Consider the following 22,422-nt stretch of genomic DNA (forward strand, 5'->3'; position numbering starts at 1 on the left):
CGCGGGCGGTTGGCCGGCTCTGCGACCGCGCCGCGGGCCCGGCTTCGCGGCGGGCGGGTCGCCCGGCGCCGCGGGGACCTGCGGGACGTGCTCTCGCCGCGCGCATCGCGTCGTGACGTTTCCGCCCCAGCGTCGGGTGGGCCGTCGCGAAGCCGCGTCTCCCCCAAATATGGCGACCTTCTGAAATCTCAGTGCGTCTCGCTGAGATTTCCTTCTGCCGCTTGCATTCTCCTTTGCCACTGCTATGATAGGCCCTTGTTTAGCACTCGTTAAACAAGAGTGCTAGCACTCCTTAAATCGGAGTGGTTAAATGAAGCACTGGACACGCGCTCCGAACAGCATCTCGAAAGGAAGGCAGATCATGAATTTGAAGCCCCTGGGCGATCGCGTCATCATCAAGCAGGACGAGGCCGAGGTCACCACGGCGTCGGGCCTGTACCTGGCCCATGATGCCAAGGAGAAGCCGCAGACCGGCATCGTTCTGGCCGTCGGCGAGGGCAAGCTGGACAAGGACGGCAAGCACCTCCCCATGCCCGTCAAGGAGGGCGACAAGGTCATCTACGGCAAGTACGGCGGAACCGAGATCACGGTTGACGGCGAGGACGTGCTCATCCTCCGCGCCGACGACCTCTACGCCGTCATCGCCTAACCAGCCTGACGGCCTTTCGTGGCGGCCGCCTGCCCCCCAAGCTCTTCGCCGGGCTCGCACGCAGCCGTAAGGCTGCTGAGCTCGCGCTGGCTCGGCCTTTCGGGGTCATGCGACTCACCACGAAAAGCCTGCCTCTCTTTATTGGAACCTATGAAAGGAAAGCTGAACCATGGCTAAGGAAATCAAGTTCGACTCCGACGCGCGCAGCGGCCTGGCCTCCGGCGTCAACAAGCTGGCCGCCGCCGTCAAGGTGACCCTCGGCCCCAAGGGCCGCTACGTGGCCCTCGAGAAGTCCTACGGCGCCCCCCTCATCACCAACGACGGCGTGACCGTCGCCAAGGAGGTCGACCTGGAGGATCCCATCGAGAACATGGGCGCCCAGCTCGTCCGCGAGGTCGCCGTCAAGACCAATGACGTCGCCGGCGACGGCACCACCACCGCCACGCTGCTGGCCGACGTCATCGTCAAGGAGGGCCTGAAGAACGTCACCGCCGGCGCTGACGCCCTCGGCATCCGCCGCGGTATCGAGAAGGCCACCGAGGTGGTCGTCGATGCCATCAAGGACGCCGCCACCCCCGTCTCCACCAAGGAGCAGATCGCCAACGTCGGCACCATCTCCGCCGGCGACGCGCAGATCGGTGAGAAGATCGCCGAGGCCATGGACGCCGTGGGCAAGGACGGCGCCATCTCCGTGGAGGAGTCCCAGACCTTCGGCCTGGAGATGGACATCGTCGAGGGCATGCAGTACGACCGCGGCTACATCTCCCCCTACATGGCCACCGACATGGAGAAGATGGAGGCGGTGCTCAAGGATCCCTTCATCCTGCTCACCGACCAGAAGGTCTCCAACATCCAGGACATGGTCCCGCTGCTGGAGGAGGTCATGAAGTCCGGCCGTCCGCTGTTCCTCGTCGCTGAGGACGTGGAGGGCGAGGCCCTGGCCACCATCCTGCTCAACAAGCTGCGCGGCACCTTCAACTGCGTGGCCGTCAAGGCCCCCGGCTTCGGCGACCGCCGCAAGCGCATCCTCGAGGACATGGCCGCCGTCACCGGCGCCCAGGTGGTGGACAAGGACTTCGGCATGACCATGGCCGACGCCACCATCGACATGCTCGGCACCGCCAAGACCGTCAAGGTGACCAAGGACACCATGCTCATCGTGGACGGCGCGGGCGACAAAAAGGCCATCGACGACCGCATCGCCCAGATCAAGGCCGAGCTGGAGCGCGTCGACTCCGACTTCGACCGCGAGAAGCTCCAGGAGCGCCTGGCCAAGCTCTCCGGCGGCGTGGCCGTGCTCAAGGTGGGCGCTGCCACCGAGTCCGAGCTCAAGGAGAAGAAGTCCCGCATCGAGGACGCCCTGCAGGCCACCCGCGCGGCCGTCGAGGAGGGCATCGTCGCCGGCGGCGGCGTGGCGCTCATCAACGCCATCCCCGCGCTGGAGGCGGTCGAGGGCGACGCTGAGGAGATGGTGGGTGTCGACATCATCCGCCGCGCCCTGGAGGCTCCGCTGCGCTGCATCGCCGAGAACGCCGGCTTCGAGGGCTCTGTCGAGGTCGCCGAGGTCAAGAAGGCGGCTGCCGGCTGGGGTCGCAACTACAAGACCGGCGAGCAGGGCGACATGATCGCCATGGGCGTCAACGACCCGGTGAAGGTCACCCGCACCGCGCTGCAGTCCGCGGCGTCCGTGGCCGGCCTCATCCTCATCACCGAGGCCACCATCAACGAGATCCCGGCCGAGGGCCCGGACCTGTCCGCCCTGGCCGGCGCCATGGGCGGTGGCGGCGGCATGTACTAGGCCGCGCGCCCGCACAACCCGCGTACGGTGCTCGGCCCGTCGGCCGACGCCACGCGCACCCCGCGCAAAGCGCCACCCGGCGCCGCGCGTGCAGCTAACTCGGAAGGAGGCGACCCCGCAGGGCCGCCTCCTTTGCGTTGGGGGGTGGGGCGCCGCGACCGGGTGTCGCCTGCGACGGGCCGTTTGTTTGGGCGCACAAATGTTTCACGTGAAACACTCATGGTGGGGAAAGACGGGAGCTCGAGACGGGAGACTCGCCTAGGCGGGTTCGCCGGGGGGGGGCTCTTCGCCGCGGGCGCTGCTTGCGGGCAGCGCCCGCGAGGCGGGTGCCTCGGGGCGGGTGCTCCCTAGAAGAGGGAGATGAAGAACGGCAGCCCGAACGCGGCGCCGATGATGGCCACGATGACGACGGCGCCTATGCCCACGACCAGCTTCGGGACGATGCTCTTGCGTCGCTGGTCCTCCATCTCCACGGCGAAGTCCGCCTGCATCTGCCCGAAGTCCTCGGCCGTGATGGCGCCGGCGTCCAGCAGTTGCTTGCAGGCCAGCAGTCCCTCGGCCAGATTGCGGCTGCGCTGGATGCGCCGGTCGGGAAGCGCCGCCACGATGGCGAGGCCAAAGGCGCCCAGGAACAGCCCGACGAAGAAGAAGGTCGCATAGCCCTCGCCCTTGCGATCCGCGACATGCGCCGAGGCGAAGGCGAAGACGAAGAGCGAGAACAGGAGAATCAGGCAGACGATCACCACCAGGGTCGAAAGAACCGGATTGGGCTTGTCAGCATCGGAGTCGAGCAGTATAGGGGCATTCCTTTCTAGAGCAGTGCCTTGCCGATGACGGAGCTCGCGGGGATGGCGCCGAAGTAGCGGGAGTCCTGCGAGTTGGTGCGGTTGTCTCCCATCACCCACAGCTGCCCGGCGGGGACCTCGTACGGGTAGGTGATGGACGTGCCGTAGGCGGGGGTGAGCGGATAGGTGGGCTTACCGGCGGTGTACGGCTCGTCGAGGGGCGCGCCATCCACGTATACCTGGCCGTCTACCAGGTCGACGACCTGCCCTTCGGTGGCGACGACGCGCTTGAAGAGGGTGCGATCGGGGATCTCGGGATCTTGGAAGGCGATGACGTCGCCCGGCAGCGGCGTGCCGAACCGATAGCTGACGTTCTCGACGGCCACCCCATCGCCGGCCATGATGGTGTCCTCCATCGACCCGCTGCGCACTTCGCAGACGCGGGTGAACATGAAGAGGCAGACCAAGACGGCGATGGCGATGAACAGGACGATGCCGATCACGACGGCGACGACGCAGCCGGTTCGGTGCTTCTTGGGCGCGGCGGGGATCGTCGTGCCCGCCGCGGCGGCCGGCTGGGACGGAGCGCCTGCGTCGGGGACGGCGGTCGGCTGGGCTCCCGCGCCGGGGACGCCCGGAGAGGCGCCCGAGGCTGCGGCAACGCCGAGCAGCGCCGCCTTCTTGGCGTCGAACTCGGCGGGAGTGATGGCCCCCTGGTCGAGGAGCATCTTGTATTTCAGGATGCTGTCGGCCGCCGAGACCGCCTCGTGAGAGGGATCCGGGGCCGGATTCCGGTCGTTGAGGCACAGCGCGATGATCAGGCCGATGAGCCAGGTGAAGAATCCCAGGGCGAAGAACCCGCCGTAGCTGTAGCCCTTCTTCCGGGCGATGTTGGCGCTGCAGACGCCAAAGGCGACGGAGGCGGCGATGGGGATGACGATGCCGATGATGAAGTAGGCGATGAGGGCGATGGTCGTGCCGGCGTCCATGGAGGCTCCTTTCCGCAGGGTGGCTTTTTCTGCGGGGAGGCCGGACGCTCGATGTGGAAGGCATCCACCACAGTTACCACACCGCAAGGCTCCACGAACGTGAATGACCTTGAAAGGCGGATGCCCTCCATCTCGGTCATTCATCGGGGTATTCGGTTGTGGAGCAGTCCCCGGAGGCCGGGGCATGCGGTGTGGTACCCCGCATTCTAGCGGAAGCGCCGCTCGGCGAGAACCCCGCCTTCCGGCTTGCGGGTTGCGAATCGCGCGCACAAATGTTTCACGTGAAACATTTGCGCGAAGCAGATGGAGCGAGGAGATGACGTACGTGATCAACGGAAGGCTGCGAAGGAGATAGTGCGTGGGGCGGGGGGCGGCTGGCGGTGAGGGGACGCTGCGTGCTGCAGTGGCGTCTCGATGTCAGGGCGCGTCGCGGCAAAGGCTCCAGCATGGTCGGCGACGTTGCGCCACGGAGCGCGGCAGGGCGGCGTCGTTGGGCTATCATGGTCGGCAAGTCCTTGCACGGTGCTCGACCGGCCGTGCGAGGCGGCTGAGCGATAAGTGCGAGGAGGATCCATGGGGGCGGTGCTGTGCGTGGGGGTCGGCGGGTTTGTGGGGGCCGTGCTGCGCTACGGGATGGGGCTCGTGCCCTTCGCGGGGGCCTTCCCGTGGGCGACGTTTGCGGTGAACCTGCTGGGTGCCGTGGCTATCGGCGCGCTGGCCGAGGCCGCCGGACGCACGGAGGGGCTCTCGCCCGAGGCGCTGCTGTTCCTCAAGACGGGCGTGTGCGGCGGCTTCACCACGTTCTCGACGTTCTCTCTCGAGACCGTCGAGCTTCTGGAGGGCGGCCAACTGACCCTCGGTGCTACCTACGCGGGCGCAAGTCTGGTGTGCTGCCTTGTCGGCGTCCTGCTGGGAAAGGCTCTCGCCCGCACGGTTCTCGGCGTCCTCGGCCTGGCGGAATGATGCGCGAGATCCGGCGCGTTCGATTGCGGCGAGCTGGATGGGGCGCGGGTTCTCAAGCGAGCCTCCGCCCTCGTCGACCCTGCTACGGCGCAAGGCCCCGCCCGGCCGCGAACGGTTGACGGAGTGGGTGCGGGCCGGCTGGGCACGCCGCCGCATGCAACGCGCAAAAGCACGTACGAATGTTTCACGTGAAACACGGTTGTGCGCGAAGACGAAACTGGCATCCGTCCTCGCGCTGCGTTCCGGGCTTCCTGGCATAAAAGAGAAGGGAGCAGCTGCAGGCGGCTGCTCCCTTTTTTCGCGCCTTCTGCTGGGATGCGGGGCGGGGGACCCGGCTCCCTGGCGCTGTCGAATGATCGAAAGAAAGGCGATCTCCCGAAGGTGGGGCCCCTGCGTCGGCCTTGGCGGCGCGGACGACTTCCGGGCTGCCCTCGCGGGCGGCGGCTCGACGAGCAAATGCCCGGTCGGCCGGCTGGCGAGGGCCCGAGTTCTGCCGGCGGGGCGCTCCTGCGGCTGCTCGGGAGATCGCGGTGGTGAGGGTCTTCTCGAAGGGCGCTCCTTAGGCGTCGAGCAGGCCGATGCGCGGCACGGGCCAGTAGGTGAACACGGCCTTTCCCGTCACCGACTCGACGGGGACGCTGCCGAAGTAGCGCGAGTCCTGCGAGTTGGTGCGGTTGTCTCCCATGACCCAGAGCTCGTCGTGGGGGATGACGTAGGGGTAGCTCAGCTCCACGTTCCACGCGGGGTCGAGCGGGTAGGTCGGCTTTCCGCCCGTGTAGGGCTCGTCGATCGGCTGGCCGTCTATCAGCACGCGGCCGTCCGCCAGGTCGACGGTCTGGCCGCCGGTGGCTATGACGCGCTTGATGAGGATGCGATCGGGTGCCGCAGGATCGTGGAAGGTGATGATGTCGCCCGGCTCGGGTTCGTGCAGGTAGTAGCTGATGCGCTCGGAGTAGACGCGGTCGCCGACGAGGATGGTGCCCTCCATGGAGCCGGAGGGGATGGCGTAGGCCTGCAGGGCCAGCGGCATGATGCCCCAGTTGGCCACCGCGAACAGCAGGAGGAAGCCAATGAGGCGCCGCAGGGCCCGCTTGATGGCGGGCGCGTTGCTGCGCGCGTGGTCTCCTGCGTACATGGTGCTCCTCGGGGTTGTGCTCGGGTAGTGCTCGGGTCGTGCTCGGGTCGCTCGTGGATGGCGAGTGGCGCGCCGGCCTTGGCGTCGGCTGCCCGCGCGTATGCGGACAGCCGCCCGCGAGCGGCGCTCGCAGGTCAGGCGAAGCGGAGGGTCTTGCCCTCGGCCACGCATTCCTGCAGGTAGAGGTTTATCAGGTTCTGGTAGGGAATGCCCGTGCGATCCGCCTCGGCCTTGAAGTAGTCGATGACATCCAAGTCAAGGCGCATCGTCACGGGCTTGCGCTCCTTCTTGGCGTTGTCAGACGCGCCCGCGCCACGGCCAACGGCCGCGCCTCGGGCGAGCCCAGACCTCGCCGCAGCGTTGTTTCCCTTTGACTTCATAGACGCCCTCGTAGGTTTGTGGTGTGGTTTCGTCGTCTCAAAAGCGTATTGCTATTGTACATATATGAGCAATACATTCAATACGGCAGGAGAAAATTTCTCAGCCGGCTGCTCAGGTTTCTCCCGAGCGGCGGGGCGTTGCGATGGACGCGGTGGAGCCGCACGCGCTCTGTAACGGCTGGGCGGCGTTTTGCCCCGCGGGCCGCACGACGGGGGAGCGCTCCGCAGCCTTGGGCTACAATCGCCGTCATGGAAAACATCGCGCACATAGCCGAGCACGTCCTGGAGCACTCGGTTTCGGACACGCTCTACCTCATCCCGTTCCTCTTCGTCACCTACCTGCTGATGGAGTGGCTCGAGCACAAGACGGCCGGCCGCACCCAGGAGGCCATCCGCCATGCCGGCGCTGCCGGGCCCGTGGTCGGCGCGCTTCTGGGCGTAGTACCCCAGTGCGGGTTCTCGGCCATGGCGGCTACCCTGTGGGCCGGCCGCGTCATCACCCTGGGGACGCTCTTCGCCGTGTTCCTCTCCACCTCCGATGAGATGCTGCCCATCTTCCTCGCCGAGCAGGTGCCGGCCACCACCATCCTGTCCATCATGGGCGCGAAGGTGGTCGTCGGCATGGTGATGGGCTTCATCGTGGACGCAGCGCTGCGCCTGGCGCGGCGCGACCGCCAGGATCTGCGCATCCACGAGCTGTGTGAGCGCGACAACTGCGGCTGCCACGAGGACTGCGCCGCCTGCGAGGAGAACCCGGCCCTGGTCTACGGCCACCACGACGACGCGCTGGCCGCGGCCGGCGCCCGGGCGGCGTCGGACGCGGAGGCGCGTGCCGCCCATGCTGCGCTCAAGGCCGCGACCGAGTCCGAGGGCCTGCTGGGCGACCTGGCCGCCCATGCCGAGCATCCGGCCGACGCCGTCGCCGATTCCGCCCACGATCACGTCCGCGGCTGCTGCTCCCACGACCATAGCCATGACCACGACCATGGCTGGAAGGGCATCGCCAAGAGCGCGATCGTCCATACGGTGCAGGTGACGGTGTTCATCTTCGTCATCACGCTTGCGCTCAACGCGGTGCTCGAGGTGGTGGGGGAGGACGTGCTCGCCGACTTCCTGGGCGCCAATCCCACGGTGTCGGTGCTGGCCAGCGCGCTCGTGGGCCTCATCCCCAACTGTGCCGCCAGCGTGGTCATCGCCGAGCTGTACCTGGAGGGCGTGCTGGGGTCGGGCGCCATGCTGGCTGGCCTGCTGGTGTCCGCCGGCGTGGGGCTGCTCGTGCTGGTGCGCGCCAACCGCCACTGGCGCCAGAACCTCGCCATCGTCGCCGGCCTCTACGTCACGGGCGTGATCTGGGGCCTCATCGCCACCGGCCTGGGCGTGACGTTCTAGCCATCTGGGAATCGGCGGCTGCCCGCGGGGGGGCGCCCCGCGGGCAGCCGCCCGGCGCGGGCTTCGCCACCTTCGCGGTTTCGCGTGGGGCAGCATCTTGCCTGGCGCTCCCCGTCCTGCGGCGGCGGCCGGCGCTGATCACGGCTGCGTTGCCCCATTGTCCTGCGTGCCAAATGGCGTCGCCGTGCGTTTGTCCACCGCTCCATTGGACGCCTGCGCCACAGCGGGTATAGTGTCCCCAGACGAAAGACGCCCCGGGCCGCCTGCGGCTGCCGGGGCTGCGAGAAAGGAACTCCCCATGGCCACGCTGAACGCCGGAATGACCCGTGACGACGCCTTCGCCCTGCTCCAGGAGCACAACCAGGACGCCTTCCATATCGAGCACGGCGAGACGGTCGAGCAGACCATGCGCTACTTCGCCCGCGAGTACGATCCCGAAAACGAGGAGTTCTGGGGCATCGTGGGCCTGCTCCACGACCTGGACTGGGAGGAGCACGACGACGAGCCTGAGAAGCACACCCTGTACGCAGCGCCGCTCATCGAGGCGGCCGGCGGCACCTCCGAGCTCATCCGCGCCATCCAGTCGCACACCTCCGACTTCAACCCCGACCTGCCCAAGCCGGAGCTGCAGATGGAGAAGATCCTGTTCGCCACCGAGGAGCTGACCGGGCTCATCGGCGCGGCGGTGGTCATGCGCCCGTCGAAGAGCGTCATGGACTTCGAGGTGAAGTCGCTCAAGAAGAAGTTCAAGGACAAGCGCTTCGCCGCCGGCGTCGACCGCGAGGTCATCCGCAGTGGCGCTGCGATGCTCGGCTGGGAGCTCGACGAGCTGTTCGCCCGCACCATCGAGGCCATGCAGTCCTTCGCACCCGACCGCGACACCTTCGTCCCGGCTGAGTAGGGCTCACCGCCACATTTTTCCTATTTCGTGGCACAGATCGTCAGTTTGGTACGGCGCCTCGGGTTATCGGGGCGCCTTTTTTGCGCTTTTTCGCCTCCGGGGGCTCCGAAAACGCCGATTTCGACCCTCGTAGCCGTTACGGACCGTACCGAACTCGGGTTTAGTGCCACATTTCGCGGTTAGAGTGGCAGTAAGGTGCGATTTGGCATGCCTGACGTGGCGCGGATGCACAGAATCGCGTGGTGCGGCGGGAAGGCGCGAAGGCCTGGAGCTGCGATGGCCGCTGGGGGGGCGCTTTACCCCGCCAACTCGCAGATAACCGCCATTTCGCGGCGAAAAAGTGGCAGCGGCGGCTCCGGCCGGGACGATTCCGGCAGCGGTGGCTCCGGCTGGGACGGTTTCGACGGGCGCCGCCGAAACCGTCCCAGCCGCCTTCCCCAAGGCTCTGACGTCATCGCGTCGACAGCCCGGGCCGGGTGCTGCCCCCCCGCTGCGCCACGCGCCCGCCGCGCAACGCGCTTTCGTCCTCCCCGTCGCGCCCTCGCGCGCTACTGCCGGGCGCCGTCCTTGGCGATGAGCACCGTCACGGGTGACTCCTTCGTCACCGCGTAGCTCACCGAGCCGAGGTAGCCCTTGACGCCGCCCTGGCCGCGGCTGCCCATGACGATGAGGTCGCAGCCCTCCTCGATGGCGCAGCTGACGATGAGGTCGGCCGGGGAGGTGCCGCGCAGTAGGCGCACCTCGGCTGGGTTGGGCAGCATCTCGGCCACCGCCTCCAGCTCGGCGCGCACCGATGCGGCGTCGTCCATGATGACGGCGTCGATGCCCGCGGCGGCTGCGCCGGAGGAGAACAGGCGCACGACGTGGGCGAGCACCAGCTCGACGGTCGGGTCGGCGCCAGCCACCTGCGCTGCCAGCTCGAGCGCGCGGCGAGACGGGGCCGAGCCGTCGTAGGCCACCAGGATCTTGCGCGTCCACATGGGCAGGTCCTCTCTCTTGGGTGTCGATGGGCCTATTGTAGTACGCCGGCGCCCGTTCGGCGCGTGGATCTGCCGCGTGCCGCGAAGGCGTTGCCAGGGGAGCGCGGACGCCTAGGTTGCCGTTGACCCGCCCCGGCTTCACGGCTAGAATGAACCCTCGTGTAAAGGAGCCGGGCCGTTAGCTCAGCTGGCAGAGCAGGGGACTTTTAATCCCAAGGTCGCGGGTTCGATTCCCTCACGGCCCACCATCCCTTTGCACGCACCGTTGTCGCTGGGGTATCGTCCAACGGCAGGACTCTGGTTTTTGGTACCAGCTACCTAGGTTCGAATCCTAGTACCCCAGCCAATGCGCCTCGCCGCCCTGCGGCGTCGGGCCGTGCGGCGCACGCGGGGCGTTTGCCCCCGATCGCCCGTTGCGCTACAATGCGTCTACCACAGCCGACAAGGCGGCTGCGCCTCCCGTGGGGAAGGCGCGAGTACCTGGCGGTTGCGCCTCTCGCGCGACAACCGCGCGGCTTCGAGCCGCAGGCCTGACAAGCAGGTCGAAGCGAACCAGCACCGCCGGTTGTTGGTTTTGCGCGCTTATTTCGTTTTCTCCTTGCAACCTTGCAAAACAGTGGTAATATCTCACGTTGCTGTTTTAAGACCATTTGCTTGGAGGAGCACCTTTGGCTAAAGAAGACGTAATCGAGCTCGAGGGCACCGTGCTCGAGGCTCTGCCCAACGCGATGTTCCGCGTGGAACTCGAGAACGGGCACAAGATCCTGGCCCACATTTCCGGCAAGATGCGCATGCACTACATCAAGATCCTGCCGGGCGACAAGGTGACGGTCGAGCTTTCCGTCTACGACCTGAACCGCGGCCGCATCACCTACCGCTTCAAGTAGGGCGCGACCAGGGGCCGGCGGCCGTCGTGCCGTGGCGCTCCGCTTCCTCGGACGCTTCCGCCGCCTCTGCGGCCGAAGGCGTCCTCTTCTGCGCTCTGCGCATGTCCCGGGCCGCCGGGACGCGGCGCGCGGGTGTACCTGTTGGAAAGCAATCGTCTGCGGCTGGACGTGAACGATAGATGGAATCCGCATAACCGAAAGGAAAGTGATATGAAGGTACGTCCTTCGGTCAAGAAAATGTGCGACAAGTGCAAGATCATCCGACGCCATGGCAAGGTGCTCGTCATCTGCGAGAACCCGCGCCATAAGCAGCGTCAGGGCTAGGAAGAAAGGAACGGACAAGAACATGGCACGTCTCATCGGTGTCGATCTTCCTCGCAACAAGCGCATTGAGATCGCCTTGACCTACATCTACGGCATTGGCCTGACCACCTCTAAGAAGATCCTTGCCGAAACCGGCATCGATCCCGACACCCGCACCGACGACCTCACCGAGGAGGAGCTCGTCAAGCTGCGTGACTACATCCAGGCAAACCTCACGGTTGAGGGCGACCTGCGTCGTGACGTCACCCAGAACGTCAAGCGCCTCATGGAGATCGGCTGCTACCGCGGCCTGCGCCATCGCAAGGGCCTGCCCACGCGCGGCCAGCGCACCCACACGAATGCCCGTACCCGCAAGGGTCCGCGCAAGCAAATCGGCGGCAAGAAGAAGTAGTGAGGTAGCGAACAGTGGCTAAGAAAAACGTACGTACGCGCATCAAGCGTTCCGAGCGTAAGAACATCGCCGTGGGCGCCGCCCACATCAAGTCTACGTTCAACAACACGATCGTGAGCATCACCGATCCCCAGGGCAATGTGATCTCCTGGCAGTCTGCGGGCACCGTGGGCTTCAAGGGCTCGCGCAAGTCCACGCCGTTCGCCGCGCAGATGGCCGCCGAGGCCGCTGCCAAGACGGCGATGGAGCACGGCCTGCGCAAGGTCTCCGTGTTCGTGAAGGGCCCCGGCTCCGGCCGCGAGACGGCCATCCGCTCGCTGCAGGCCGCCGGCCTCGAGATCGCCAGCATTCAGGATTGCACCCCCATCCCGCACAACGGCTGCCGCCCCAAGAAGCGCCGCCGCGTGTAACTGAAAGGATCGATAGATATGGCTCGTTATACTGGAGCGGACTGCCGGCTGTGCCGCCGCGAGGGGGCGAAGCTCTTCCTCAAGGGCGACCGCTGCTACACCGAGAAGTGCGCCATGGAGCGCCGCGCCTACGCCCCCGGCGAGGCTGGCAAGAAGCGCGTGAAGGAAAGCGAATACCGCACCCAGCTGCGTGAGAAGCAGAAGACCAAGCGCATCTACGGCGTGCTGGAGAAGCAGTTCCACCACTACTACGACATGGCTAACCGCCAGCAGGGCGTCACCGGCGAGAACCTGCTGCGCATCCTGGAGAGCCGCCTGGACAACGTCGTCTACCGCCTGGGCTTCGCCAAGTCCCGCGCGGAGGCCCGCCAGCAGGTCCGCCATGGTCACATCCAGGTCAACGGCCGCCGCGTGGACATCCCGTCCTTCCGCGTGCGCCCCGGCGACCTCGTCGCCGTGGCCCCCAAGGCCCGCGACATGCTCGTCATCAAGAGCGCTCTCATCTCCAACGAGCGCGTGCAGGTTCCGGCCTGGCTCGAGGTTGACATCGAGAAGCTTCAGGGCAGCGTGCTTGCCCTTCCGCAGCGCGATCAAATCGATTCCGACATTCGCGAACAGCTCATCGTCGAACTTTACTCGAAATAATCGCGGCATAGTAAGGAGGCTGTCACAACATGACGGAGTTCATGAGGCCGACTGTTACAACGGAAGAAGTCAACGACACGGTCGCTCGCTACATCGTCGAGCCGCTCGAGCGAGGCTACGGCAACACGCTGGGCAACTCCATGCGCCGCGTGCTGCTGTCCTCCCTGGACGGCGCGAAGGCTACCGCGATTCAGATCGAGGGCGTGCAGCATGAGTTCACGACCGCCGAGGGTGTCATCGAGGACATCACCGACATCGTGCTGAACGTCAAGGGTCTGGTGTTCTCGGCCCTGAGCGAGGACGTCGAGGAGGCCACCGCCCATGTGTCGGCGGAGGGCCCCTGCACCGTCACGGGCGCCGACCTCGAGGTTCCCACTGAGTTTACGCTGGTCAACCCCGAGCACGTCATCGCTACGGTGGCGGACGGCGGCCAGCTGGACATGACCATTCGCATCGGCATCGGCCGCGGCTACGTGTCGGCCGAGCGCAACAAGCGCACCGAGGACCCCATCGGCATCATCCACGTCGACTCGCTGTTCTCGCCCGTGCGCCGCTGCACGATGAACGTGACCGACACCCGCGTCGGCCAGCGTACCGACTATGACAAGCTGGTGCTTGAGGTGGAGACCGACGGCAGCATCAAGCCCACCGAGGCCGTGTGCCGCGCCGCCAACATCATCAACCAGTACATGGGCGCCTTCCTGAGCCTGTCCGAGACCGGCGAGGAGGAAGAGGGCGAGGTTCCCTCCATCTTCGCTCCGGAGGGCCAGGAGTCCAACGCCGAGCTCGACAAGCAGATCGAGGATCTGGACCTGTCCGTCCGCTCCTACAACTGCCTGAAGCGCGCCGGCATCCACTCGGTGCGCCAGCTGGTCGAGTTCTCCGAGAACGACCTGCTGAACATCAGAAACTTTGGCGCGAAGTCCATCGAGGAAGTGAAGGACAAGCTCATTTCCATGGACCTCAACTTGAAGCTTTAGGAGACTTGAGATCATGAGACACTACAAGAAGGGGCGCAAGCTGGGCACCGACTGGAGCCACACCAAGGCCATGAAGCGCAGCCTGGTTTCCGCCCTGTTCCTCAACGACCGCATCAAGACGGTCGAGGCCCGCGCCAAGGAGATTCGTCCTGACGTGGACAAGGTCATCACCTGGGCCAAGCGCGGCGACCTGCACTCCCGCCGTCTGGCCATCGCCTACCTCAACGACAAGGAGCTCGTCCGCGAGATCTTCGAGAAGGTTGAGCAGGGCATGTTCAAGGATCGTCCCGGCGGCTACACCCGCATCATGAAGCTGGGCAACCGCAAGGGCGACAACGCCCCCATGGTGATCATGGAGCTCGTCACCGAGCCCGTAGCCGCTAAGAAGGCCGATGAGAAGCCGGCGAAGAAGGCCGCCAAGAAGGCCGCGCCGAAGAAGGTCGCCAAGAGCGAGGAGCTCGCCGAGGACCTGGGCTTCGAGCAGGACGGCACCGCCGAGCAGCTCGAGGCTGTCGACGCCGCCGCCGAGGAGAAGGCCGCTGAGGTCGTCGAGGAGGCCAAGGCTGAGGCTGAGGAGGCTGAGGCCGCCGCTGCCGAGGACGCTGAGGCCGCCAAGGCCGAGGAGGAGAAAGCCGACGCCAAGGCCTAGCCTGACGTTCTCCTTCGTCGGACCTGTCTTTGCCTTCGGGTGAGGAATCCATCTATCAGCGAGGGGCCGTGCCGCAGGGCACGGCCCCTCGTGCGTTTTGGGGGAGGGTGGCGCGCCGGGCCCGAGGCCCCCCGCCTCAGGCGTCCCCGGCGAGCGCGCGGAGGGGCTCGTAGGCGGCGACAAGCTCGGCGAGACCCATGCGGGCGTTGGCGGCGCTCGTGGAGGGGAGCGCGAGGTGGGCCAGCGCGGGCCAGCGGGGCGCGTCATAGCGCCGGTAGAGCTCGGCTGCCTTGGCGCCCGTGGTGACGACGGCGGCGATGGGGGCGGCATCCAGCACCTGCGCCAGGTCGTTGGGGCGCGCGTTGCGGATGCTCGCGTCGGACGCCCCGGCGATATCGCATGACGCCAGCACGTCCCAGAGCGCGAGGTGACGCTCCCGGCAGAATGCGGCGCGCTCATCGGTGCCCTGGGGCACCGGCGCGTCCCACAGGGCCGCCAGAACGCGCCAGAAGCGGTTCTGCGGATGCCCGTAGTAAAACCCGACCTCCCGCGATTTAGGCGAGGGCATCGTCCCCAACACGAGCACGCGTGAGGCCCCATCGAATACGGGCTCGAGCGGATGGACGATATGCGCGGACTCAATGGTCATGGCCCCAGTCTAGCGCAACCCGCGCTCCGCCATCGCTGACGCCCTCCGTGGCGGCGCTCTCGTGGCCCTTGCATGGGAAAAGCCCCCTTTGTAAACGGCCGTTTACGCCGCCTGTCCCTTCCCGTGGTAGCTTCGGGATCCGAAGCGCCAAGTAATAACGTTTGACGTTATTAACGCGAGGCGTTACGCTATGATCGTATCGTACAAAGATGCTGACACGCGGCAGCTTGCCGAGGGACGGCGGGTGAGGCGGTTCGTGGCCTTCGAACGCGTCGCCCTGCGGAAGCTGCGCCAGCTGCAGATCGCCGGCTCGCTGCAAGATCTTCGCGTTCCGCCGGGCAACCTGCTCGAGAAGCTTCGGGGCGACCGCGAGGGGCAGTGGAGCATTCGCGTGAACGATCAGTACCGCATCTGCTTCACATGGACGGATGCCGGACCTGCGGAGGTTGAGATCGTTGACTACCACTGACGCTTCCCCGCGAGGGACTGTGAAGCCGGTTACCCCCGGCGAGCTTCTGCGGGACGAGTTCCTGGAACCCCTCGGCATCAGCCAGTACCGCCTGGCCAAGGAGATAGGCGTTCCGGCCCAGCGCATCGGCCAGATCGTGCTCGGACGCCGGCGCATCACCGCTGATACCGATTTGCGGCTCTGCCGGTTCTTCGGGCTCACCGACGGCTACTGGCTGCGGGCCCAGACGGCCTACGACATCGACATGGCACGGCGTGACCTCGGCGCTGAGCTCAAGCGCATCAAGCCGTGGGGCGGGGCGGCCTGCCTGTAGCCGCAGGGCGCTTGCGGGCCTTGGCGGCGGGCGCGGCGCGCAGTCGGCGCTGGCGCCGGTTTCCCTCGCGGAACCGCAGCGTTACCGTTGGCTAACGGGGCGAAGCTCCTTCCTGCGACACAGAGCGGCCTCTCTACAATGCAGCTAGGAGCAGCTGGCAGAAGGCGCACTGCGAACCCGGCGTGCTGGACGCCATGTCGTACGCCGAGCGTTTTCGAACCTGAGATTAACAGCTCACCGCGTTTTTGCCGCCGCGCCCGAAGGCAGCCACAGCGAAAGGAGCCGCACCATGAACGACAAGACGATTTCAGAGTTCGCCGCCTCTGAGGCAGCGAAGACCGAGGATGCCATCAAGGACCTCGAGCGCATCGAGGAAGAGGTCATCGCCGAGGCCGAGGCCTCTGTGGATGACTACGACGCGATGGCCCACGAGGGCGCTGCGGCGGCGGCCGCCGAGACCGCGTTCGACTTCGACCAGGCGGAGATCAACACCGAGATGCTCGCCGGCGAGCTCGCGGAGGACGCGAAGTAGGTCACGGCACGTTCAAGACACGGCTCCGGCCCGCGCCTTGTCAGAGCGGGCGAGACGAGGCGCCTCCCGCTGTCGCGGGAGGCGCCTTTGCGTCTGCGTGCGGGGCAGGTTTTGGGGGCGCCTGGCGGCCGCCTTGCGTGCGGGCCCTCGCCCTGGGAGGGGCGAATCGCATCGAGGTGGACAAAAAGTTGCGATCGCGCATTCGGGTGGACAGAAAGCGCCGATGTCACCATTCTGGAGGTCTCGTTTTCGGCTCGTTAGAATGCGGGAATTGGATTTTCCAGGTCAGGGGCATGCCATCTTGCGTGGTGGGCAGAAGAGCGCATTTGAGGCATGGTGATGTCGGCGCTCTCCATCATGGCAACGATCCTTCCGCGAGAAGCCTCTGCCCCCCCGCGCGGGGTCGCCTGCGTGCGGGGGCTGTTCGCGGCGCTTGCGGCTGAGGCAGTCGCTAGCGTGGTAGTGCCGCAAGCGCGGTAGGCCGCTGAGCGGCCGCGACGTGCGGGGGGGGCGTGCGCGGACGAGAAGGGTTGTTCGCGACAGCTTAGGGGCAGGCTGAGGTTTCGCGGCCCTCTCCTGCAAATTCGCACGGTTATGCACTCGGGTCACGACTTGGGGGTCGGTTCGGAAGACGACGCGTCGGCGTAGGCCCAGGTGGCTGGGAGTCGTGGCGCCGCAGGACGGGCTCAGGCCTCCGCTAGTGGGTGCAAAACCGTGCGAATTTGCAGAAACCCGCCGCGAACGCGAGGTCGCCTCTGCTGCGGCGGCCGGAAGGGCAGGAGGCTCGCCGGAAAGAGGGGGCCTGCGGGGCGCGAGGCGCGCAGGATGGCCCATACTGGTAGCATGCGCCTCACTACATCGACTTACCTACCGGGCGACTCGCCCGTGCACCGCCTGGACGCCCGTGTGAAGGTGATCTTGCTGGCGGCTTACTCCGTTGCGCTCTTCGCGGCGGGCGCGTGGACAGGCCTCGAGCTCGCCGTGCTGCTCCTGGGCGCCGTACTGGCCGCGAGCGGCCTGCCGTGGGGCCGCGTGCTGGCCATGGCCGCGCCCGTCTACGTCATCGCCGCCTTCGCGGTAGCCTTCAACGCGCTCTCGGGCGGCTTGGGCGCTCCGACGGCGGGGGAGAGCGCGCTCGCGTCAGCGCTGGCGGCTCTCTCGCCGTCGGCGGGCTTGGGCCGCGGGTTGTTCTTCGGCCTGCGTATCGTGCTTCTGGCGTGGGGGAGCCTGCTGGTCAGCTATACGTCCACCTCCACCGAGCTCACCGACGCGCTGCGGGGGTTTCTCGCGCCGCTGCGTCCCTTGCGCGTGCCCGTGGATGACGCGGCCACCGCGCTGGCGTTGGCCGTGCGCTTCATCCCCCTGACGGCGGAGGAGCTCGGCCGGGTGCGCGACGCGCAGTGGTCGCGCGGCAGCGCGCTCGACGGCAGCCTGGCGGCGCGGCTGAAGGCGGCCTCGTCGATGATGATCCCGCTGTTCGTGGGGCTGTTTCGCCGGGCTGACGCGCTGGCGTTGGCCATGGACGCCCGCTGCTACGGCGCGCCGGGCTCGCGCACGTCGCTGTCGGCTCGGCGCCTGGGCGTCGCAGATGTCGCGGCGCTGGTCGTCGGCGTGGCGCTCTGCGTGGTGATGGCGACCGTCTAGCGCCGACTCGGCCCGACGGCGGCCTTGGCGGCTCGGTTGAGGGCGTGGGGCGATGGGGGTTCCTGCCGATCGGGGGGGGTGCTCGTGCGAACGCCCCCCCCGATCGGTCTCGGTCGCATGCCCCGGGTGCCAGCCAGCCCTGTCCTCGCCGGCCCCGGACGCCAGCGAGTCAGCCTGCCCCGCCTACGCCGGCCCCGGGCGCCAGCGCGCTCGCACGTCAACCCCGGCCCCGGTCGCGCTCCCGCCTTCGGCGCCAGCGCCGCCTCCGCCGTCGAGCGCGCGCCAGTCCGTGGCGCCTCATCCGGCACGCCGCGGTCGCGCGCTCGCCGTAGCGGCGTTACTCGCCCTTGGGGTCGGGCATCTGGTCGTCGGACTCGTAGTGCTCCAGCAGGTAGCGCAGCTCCTCGGAGGTATGGACGCCCAGCTTCTTGAAGATGGAGTACTTGTGCGCCTTGGCCGTTGCCTGGGCGATGCCCAGGGCGTTGGCGATGTAGGTGGGGTTGCGCTCGTTGGCCAGGAAGCGGAGGATGTGCGCCTCGCGCTCGGTCAGGTCGAAGCGGCGCTCAAGCGCGAGGATCGACTTCTTGCGGCGCCCGGGCAGGTTGCCGTCGATAACATCGTAGAGCGGCGTTCCCGAGCGGGAGTACTCGATGTCGTCGAGGGAGTCGATGAGGGCTACCAGCAGCTGGGCGACCTCCTCCTTGCTCTTGTCGCCGAGCAGGTATCCGGGAATGGCTCCGTAGAGCATAGCAGCGTTCTCGAGCACTTTATTCTCATCCATGTTCATTGGCTTACTTCCAAGCATTAGCTAATACCCTTTGGTAGGAAGTATAGCGAAAGATGGGAGGGAGGGGGTGGAAAAGGGGCCGGCGGGACGCAGGAGGCCGACAGGGTGCGCAGGGGGGGGGCGGGGACGCGAGCGTTCCGCTCTCGCGCCACGGGACGCGTCGACTCCCGGCGAGGCGTCGACGCGTCCCCCCCCGGGGGGACGATGACAAAAAAGGCGCCCAGCCGGAGCCGGGCGCCTTTCTGGCGGAAGCTGCGGGGGTTACCGCGGCATGAAGGCGGTCACCTTCGGGCCGCGCTCGGCCATGACCTTGCCAACCTCTTCCACGGGGACGAGCTCCATGCAGGAGGCCAGGCAGTGGTGCACGCACGCGGGCTTCTTGCCCTCGGCGACACGCGCCTCGCACAGGTCGCACAGGTCAGAGGGCACGGGCAGGTAGTCCCAGAGCCACTTGTCCTGCATCTTCACCGGGCCGAGCTCGGTGAGCTTGATGCCCCACTCCTCCAGCGGAATGTCGTGCTCCTTGCGGCAGGACACCTCGCAGACGTGGCAGCCCGTGCAGTACTTGTAGTCGATCAGCAGCGCATACTGGCTCATCTTAGGCCTCCTTGGTCGCTACGTAGCTAGCAGGGTCGGTCCCGATGGCGCCCTCGGGGCTGTCGGGATCAAGGGTGCCCAGAGCATCAAGGCCGTCCACCTTGTAGATGCGGCAGGCGACGTTCTTGAACGGAGCGCCGAAGCCGATGCGGCCGATGGCCTGATGGGGGATGAGGCTGTTGATGTTGGACTTCCACACGCCGTTGAGGTTGGGGGCCTCCGGATCCTGCTCGGGGTACCACCAGCCGTGCTGGGCGTGGATGACGCGCGGGTCGACCGTGGGCGTGATCTGGGCCTTCTCGATGGCCTTGCCCAGCGGGTTCTCGATGCACACCCAGTCGCCGTCCTTGATGCCGTACTTCTCGGCGGTCTCCGGGTTGATCTGCACGAGCGGGTCGGGCATGATGGCGCGCAGCGAGGGCACCTGGCGATGCTCGGAGTGGAACGAGGTGGTCTCGCGACCGCCGGTGGTCAGCACCAGCGGGTAGTCGCGGGCCAGGTCCTCACGGCCCGGGGTGTAGGGCGTGAGCTTGTTCTCCTCGAAGTAGGGCAGCGGATCCTCGCCCCAGTCGGCATAGAGGCTCGAGCAGAGCTCGACCAGGCCGGTGGGGGTGTTGAAGCCGGGCTCGCCGTCGGGGCGGAGCAGGCCCTTCTCGTACTTCTTGTACTCGAACGGCATCTGCAGCCAGCCGTCCTCCTGAAGGTCCTCGAAGGTCATGTCCACGCCGCCGTTGTGCAGCTGCTCGGTGAAGAAGTCAGCCACGTTGTCCCACGGCCAGGCGCTCGGGTTGAGGCGCTTGCCCACCATGAAGTCGATCTCGAGGTCGGACTTGCAGTCGCCCACCTCGCACACCTTGTTCATGGCCATGACCATGTGGGTGTTGCGGCCGAAGTGGGGGAGCACCATGCCGTCATGCTCGGCGAAGGTGGTCACGGGGAGGAACAGGTCGCACAGTCCCATGGCGGTCGGGGTGAGGAACACGTCCTGGCAGACGTTGAACTCCATCTTCTCGAGGGCCTTGAACCAGCGCTTGCCCTGGGCGTTGGTGGTGTTGGCCACGCCGTTGGTGGCGTAGAACCACGCCATCTTCAGCGGGTAGGGCTCGTCGGTCTCCAGGGTGTTGAGGATGCAGTCGGGGTGCGCGATGACGTGCGCCGCCTGGAAGCCGCGGTAGTGCTCCAGGTCGGTGATCTGCTTCTCCATCATGCCCGGAGGCAGCTGCTGGGCGCACTCGTAGCGCCACTTGCCCATGAACGACGCCGGGACGGCCAGGGTGACGCCGCCGGGGACGTCCAGGTCGCCGAGGATGGCGGCCAGGATGAGCACCGTGTGGCCGGCCTGCACGCCGTTGGCGTTGGTGTCGATGGCCAGGCCCCACATGAAGGAGGACGGGTGGTTCTCGGCGACGGCGCGAGAGGCCGCGGCGATGGTGTCAGCCGGCACCCAGGTGATCTCCTCCACCTTGTCGAGCGGGTACTGGGCGGCGCGCTCCTTGAGCTCGTCGAAGCCGTAGCACCAGTTCTCGACGAAGTCGTGGTCGTAGAGGTCGTTCTCGATGATGTAGTTGATCATGCCGAGGCCGAGGGCGGCGTCGGTGCCGGGGCGCAGCTGCAGGTGGTACTCAGCGTGCGCGGCGCACCAGGTGACGCGCGGGTCGATCACGATGAACTTCGAGCCGAGCTTCATCAGGTCGATGAGGGCGTGGCCGAAGAAGCCGTCGGGGTTGGAGAACAGCGGGTCCTTGCCCCAGAGCACGATGTACTTGGGCACCTCGTAGCGCGGGTCGTCGTAGCGATCCGGGAAGTAGGCGGCGTAGTCGAGCTCGGGATAGCCGGCGCCCAGGATGAAGTCGGCCACGGAGCAGCGGGGGCCGTAGCAGGAGTCGCCGGACATGGGGAAGCAGGAGTTCGGCGTGCCCAGCGCGGCGTAGGCCAGCGGGGTCTTGTAGAGGGTCGCCTCACGGCCGGTGCCCTGGAAGGCGACGATGGACTCGGCGCCCCAGTTCTCCTTGATCCAGTTGACCTTCTCCTCGATGATGTCGAGCGCCTCGTCCCAGGTGATCGCGACCCACTTGTCCTTGCCGCGGTCTTCCTTGGCGCGCTTGAGCGGGGTCAGGACGCGCTTCTCGTTGTACATGTACTCGGGAAGCGTGAGGCAGCGCACGCACAGGCGTCCCTTGGTGATCGGGTGGTCGGGGTCACCCTCGACGTCCACGACCTTGCCGTCCTTGACGGTCAGGTACATGCCGCATCCCACCGGGTGGTCGCCCGGGGGAGACCACGCGCAGGTACGGCACTTGATGACGCCGTCGCCGCAATCAATGATTCTTTCCGACATAGTCCTCTCCTCTCGTCTTTCTCTCCCTACTGGAACTGCTATGCGAAACGCCCGCCCGAAGGGCAGGCGGTTCTGCTGGGACTACTGCTGCGGAGCGGCAGGGGGCTTCGGCGCTCCGGGGGCCGCGGGCGCGCCGGGCGCAGCCGGGGCGGCGGGGGCGGCAGCGGCGTCCTCGATCCCGTCGGTCGGCTCCTTGCAGAAGGGGCACTTGGACGGGAGCGCGCCGCCGATGCGGTTGATCTTCTTGCCACAGGACGGGCACATGACGGGGGGCAGCTCAGCTTCTGCAGGTCTAAAGCACATGATCTCGCCTTTCTCTCGATCCGTTCATTGCGTTAATACCAAACAGTCTTAAATCCCGTATCAACGCGCTTCTTTAACATAATACGAAATGGTTTAGATTAATAGTACAAATTTGAAAATGGGAATATTCTTTTTTGACAATAATTCACCACCACTTTGCTCTGAAAAGGTGAAAAAATATGCCATTTATCAGGGGTAATTAACATTTACACCTTACCTAATACTTCGATTATTCTCAAAAAGGGAGAAACAAAGATATTGATTAGTTATACGAATTGGTATTACAGTGTGAGCGTCATATAAGCCCGAATTGTTTACGACAGTTTAGTTAAGGAGTTCCCATGTGCTTTAGACCAGCCGCTGTTTCCATGACTAACAAGTGCACCAAGTGCGGCGCCGAGTGCGCCCTCGACCTGACCGTGTGCCCCGAGTGCGGCGCCGAGCTGCCCAAGGTGCCCTCGATGCCCGGCATGCCCGCCGCCCCCGGCGCGGCCCCCGGCGTGCCCGCCGCCCCCGGCGCCCCTGCGGCTCCCGG

25 protein-coding genes, 2 tRNA genes and 2 pseudogenes are annotated in these 22,422 nt (G+C 66.5%); 19 read left to right on the forward strand and 10 right to left on the reverse strand.

Annotated features, from left to right (window positions below; all coding sequences use genetic code 11):
• Positions 1-361: 361 nt before the first annotated feature.
• Complete coding sequence (gene groES / locus D1643_RS05295) at positions 362-649, forward strand: co-chaperone GroES (RefSeq protein ID WP_160709362.1); 288 nt, start codon at positions 362-364, stop codon at positions 647-649.
• Positions 650-818: 169 nt separating this feature from the next.
• Complete coding sequence (groL, locus tag D1643_RS05300) at positions 819-2,447, forward strand: chaperonin GroEL (protein ID WP_160709364.1); 1,629 nt, start codon at positions 819-821, stop codon at positions 2,445-2,447.
• A 347-nt stretch (positions 2,448-2,794) separates the two neighbouring features.
• Here groL and D1643_RS05305 read toward each other — a convergent pair whose 3' ends face one another.
• Positions 2,795-3,190, reverse strand: a complete 396-nt coding sequence (locus D1643_RS05305; protein ID WP_160709366.1) for a hypothetical protein — start codon at positions 3,188-3,190, stop codon at positions 2,795-2,797.
• A 68-nt stretch (positions 3,191-3,258) separates the two neighbouring features.
• Complete coding sequence (gene lepB / locus D1643_RS05310) at positions 3,259-4,221, reverse strand: signal peptidase I (RefSeq protein WP_160709368.1); 963 nt, start codon at positions 4,219-4,221, stop codon at positions 3,259-3,261.
• A gap of 573 nt (positions 4,222-4,794) precedes the next feature.
• Here lepB (D1643_RS05310) and crcB point away from each other — a divergent pair.
• Positions 4,795-5,184 carry a fluoride efflux transporter CrcB gene (gene crcB, locus D1643_RS05315; protein WP_160709370.1) on the forward strand — a complete coding sequence of 130 codons (390 nt, stop codon included), beginning with the start codon at positions 4,795-4,797 and terminating at the stop codon, positions 5,182-5,184.
• Between the two features lie 559 nt (positions 5,185-5,743).
• Here the strand turns inward: crcB and lepB (D1643_RS05320) are convergent.
• Both lepB (D1643_RS05320) and D1643_RS05325 read right to left on the reverse strand, forming a co-directional pair.
• Complete coding sequence (gene lepB / locus D1643_RS05320; protein ID WP_160709372.1) at positions 5,744-6,319, reverse strand: signal peptidase I; 576 nt, start codon at positions 6,317-6,319, stop codon at positions 5,744-5,746.
• 134 nt (positions 6,320-6,453) lie between these two features.
• Positions 6,454-6,699 (reverse strand): BrnA antitoxin family protein, encoded by a 246-nt coding sequence (locus D1643_RS05325; protein ID WP_160709374.1) that lies wholly within the window; start codon positions 6,697-6,699, stop codon positions 6,454-6,456.
• A 249-nt stretch (positions 6,700-6,948) separates the two neighbouring features.
• On the opposite strand from D1643_RS05325, the gene D1643_RS05330 reads away from it, so the two are divergent.
• Both D1643_RS05330 and D1643_RS05335 read left to right on the forward strand, forming a co-directional pair.
• Positions 6,949-8,088 (forward strand): putative manganese transporter, encoded by a 1,140-nt coding sequence (locus D1643_RS05330; RefSeq protein ID WP_160709376.1) that lies wholly within the window; start codon positions 6,949-6,951, stop codon positions 8,086-8,088.
• Positions 8,089-8,386: 298 nt separating this feature from the next.
• Positions 8,387-8,989 (forward strand): HD family phosphohydrolase, encoded by a 603-nt coding sequence (locus D1643_RS05335; protein ID WP_160709378.1) that lies wholly within the window; start codon positions 8,387-8,389, stop codon positions 8,987-8,989.
• A 548-nt stretch (positions 8,990-9,537) separates the two neighbouring features.
• Here D1643_RS05335 and D1643_RS05340 read toward each other — a convergent pair.
• A complete protein-coding gene (locus tag D1643_RS05340; RefSeq protein ID WP_160709381.1) occupies positions 9,538-9,969 on the reverse strand; it encodes a universal stress protein in 432 nt (143 codons plus the stop codon).
• Positions 9,970-10,141: 172 nt separating this feature from the next.
• Between D1643_RS05340 and D1643_RS05345 the strand changes: the two genes are divergently transcribed.
• From D1643_RS05345 to rplQ, 9 genes and pseudogenes are all read left to right on the forward strand, one after another.
• Positions 10,142-10,217, forward strand: a tRNA-Lys gene (locus D1643_RS05345).
• A 24-nt stretch (positions 10,218-10,241) separates the two neighbouring features.
• Positions 10,242-10,315 (forward strand) — tRNA-Gln (locus tag D1643_RS05350).
• A 322-nt stretch (positions 10,316-10,637) separates the two neighbouring features.
• Positions 10,638-10,856, forward strand: coding sequence for a translation initiation factor IF-1 (gene infA, locus D1643_RS05355; protein WP_120361101.1), 219 nt, complete (start codon positions 10,638-10,640; stop codon positions 10,854-10,856).
• 210 nt (positions 10,857-11,066) lie between these two features.
• On the forward strand, positions 11,067-11,180 hold the full coding sequence (gene rpmJ / locus D1643_RS05360) for a 50S ribosomal protein L36 (protein ID WP_006363204.1): 114 nt from the start codon (positions 11,067-11,069) through the stop codon (positions 11,178-11,180).
• A gap of 22 nt (positions 11,181-11,202) precedes the next feature.
• The gene (gene rpsM / locus D1643_RS05365; protein ID WP_160709383.1) at positions 11,203-11,571 is read left to right on the forward strand and encodes a 30S ribosomal protein S13; all 369 of its coding nucleotides are present in this window, start codon (positions 11,203-11,205) and stop codon (positions 11,569-11,571) included.
• Positions 11,572-11,585: 14 nt separating this feature from the next.
• The gene (rpsK, locus tag D1643_RS05370) at positions 11,586-11,981 is read left to right on the forward strand and encodes a 30S ribosomal protein S11 (protein ID WP_160709385.1); all 396 of its coding nucleotides are present in this window, start codon (positions 11,586-11,588) and stop codon (positions 11,979-11,981) included.
• 18 nt (positions 11,982-11,999) lie between these two features.
• Entirely contained in the window at positions 12,000-12,626 is a 627-nt protein-coding gene (gene rpsD / locus D1643_RS05375; protein ID WP_160709387.1) for a 30S ribosomal protein S4, read from the forward strand.
• A 29-nt stretch (positions 12,627-12,655) separates the two neighbouring features.
• Positions 12,656-13,606 (forward strand): DNA-directed RNA polymerase subunit alpha, encoded by a 951-nt coding sequence (locus tag D1643_RS05380; RefSeq protein ID WP_160709389.1) that lies wholly within the window; start codon positions 12,656-12,658, stop codon positions 13,604-13,606.
• Positions 13,607-13,619: 13 nt separating this feature from the next.
• Positions 13,620-13,970 (forward strand): annotated as a pseudogene (gene rplQ, locus D1643_RS12225) (50S ribosomal protein L17); the annotation flags it as partial.
• Positions 13,971-14,391: 421 nt separating this feature from the next.
• Here rplQ and D1643_RS05390 read toward each other — a convergent pair.
• Positions 14,392-14,904 carry a DNA-deoxyinosine glycosylase gene (locus tag D1643_RS05390; RefSeq protein ID WP_201750981.1) on the reverse strand — a complete coding sequence of 171 codons (513 nt, stop codon included), beginning with the start codon at positions 14,902-14,904 and terminating at the stop codon, positions 14,392-14,394.
• 190 nt (positions 14,905-15,094) lie between these two features.
• Between D1643_RS05390 and D1643_RS05395 the strand changes: the two genes are divergently transcribed.
• The 4 genes from D1643_RS05395 to D1643_RS05410 all read left to right on the forward strand — a co-directional run bounded on the left by D1643_RS05395 (position 15,095) and on the right by D1643_RS05410 (position 17,862).
• Positions 15,095-15,373 (forward strand): type II toxin-antitoxin system RelE/ParE family toxin, encoded by a 279-nt coding sequence (locus D1643_RS05395; RefSeq protein ID WP_160709393.1) that lies wholly within the window; start codon positions 15,095-15,097, stop codon positions 15,371-15,373.
• Between the two features lie 19 nt (positions 15,374-15,392).
• Positions 15,393-15,686 carry a HigA family addiction module antitoxin gene (locus D1643_RS05400; protein ID WP_370520297.1) on the forward strand — a complete coding sequence of 98 codons (294 nt, stop codon included), beginning with the start codon at positions 15,393-15,395 and terminating at the stop codon, positions 15,684-15,686.
• A 289-nt stretch (positions 15,687-15,975) separates the two neighbouring features.
• Positions 15,976-16,218 (forward strand): BAG1 BAG family molecular chaperone regulator 1, encoded by a 243-nt coding sequence (locus D1643_RS05405; protein ID WP_160709397.1) that lies wholly within the window; start codon positions 15,976-15,978, stop codon positions 16,216-16,218.
• 825 nt (positions 16,219-17,043) lie between these two features.
• The gene (locus D1643_RS05410; RefSeq protein ID WP_160709399.1) at positions 17,044-17,862 is read left to right on the forward strand and encodes an energy-coupling factor transporter transmembrane protein EcfT; all 819 of its coding nucleotides are present in this window, start codon (positions 17,044-17,046) and stop codon (positions 17,860-17,862) included.
• A gap of 337 nt (positions 17,863-18,199) precedes the next feature.
• Here the strand turns inward: D1643_RS05410 and D1643_RS05415 are convergent, their stop codons facing one another.
• From D1643_RS05415 to D1643_RS11575, 4 genes are all read right to left on the reverse strand, one after another.
• Positions 18,200-18,643 carry a response regulator transcription factor gene (locus D1643_RS05415; protein WP_160709401.1) on the reverse strand — a complete coding sequence of 148 codons (444 nt, stop codon included), beginning with the start codon at positions 18,641-18,643 and terminating at the stop codon, positions 18,200-18,202.
• A 267-nt stretch (positions 18,644-18,910) separates the two neighbouring features.
• A complete protein-coding gene (locus tag D1643_RS05420; protein ID WP_160709403.1) occupies positions 18,911-19,246 on the reverse strand; it encodes an oxidoreductase in 336 nt (111 codons plus the stop codon).
• A 1-nt stretch (position 19,247) separates the two neighbouring features.
• A complete protein-coding gene (locus D1643_RS05425; RefSeq protein WP_160709405.1) occupies positions 19,248-21,584 on the reverse strand; it encodes a molybdopterin-dependent oxidoreductase in 2,337 nt (778 codons plus the stop codon).
• Between the two features lie 81 nt (positions 21,585-21,665).
• A complete protein-coding gene (locus D1643_RS11575) occupies positions 21,666-21,887 on the reverse strand; it encodes a hypothetical protein (protein ID WP_201750982.1) in 222 nt (73 codons plus the stop codon).
• Positions 21,888-22,228: 341 nt separating this feature from the next.
• Between D1643_RS11575 and D1643_RS05435 the strand changes: the two are divergent.
• A pseudogene (locus D1643_RS05435) lies at positions 22,229-22,422 on the forward strand (hypothetical protein); the annotation flags it as partial.

It is taken from the genome of Enterorhabdus sp. P55 (assembly GCF_009911695.1).
In the GTDB taxonomy this organism is placed as follows: domain Bacteria; phylum Actinomycetota; class Coriobacteriia; order Coriobacteriales; family Eggerthellaceae; genus Enterorhabdus.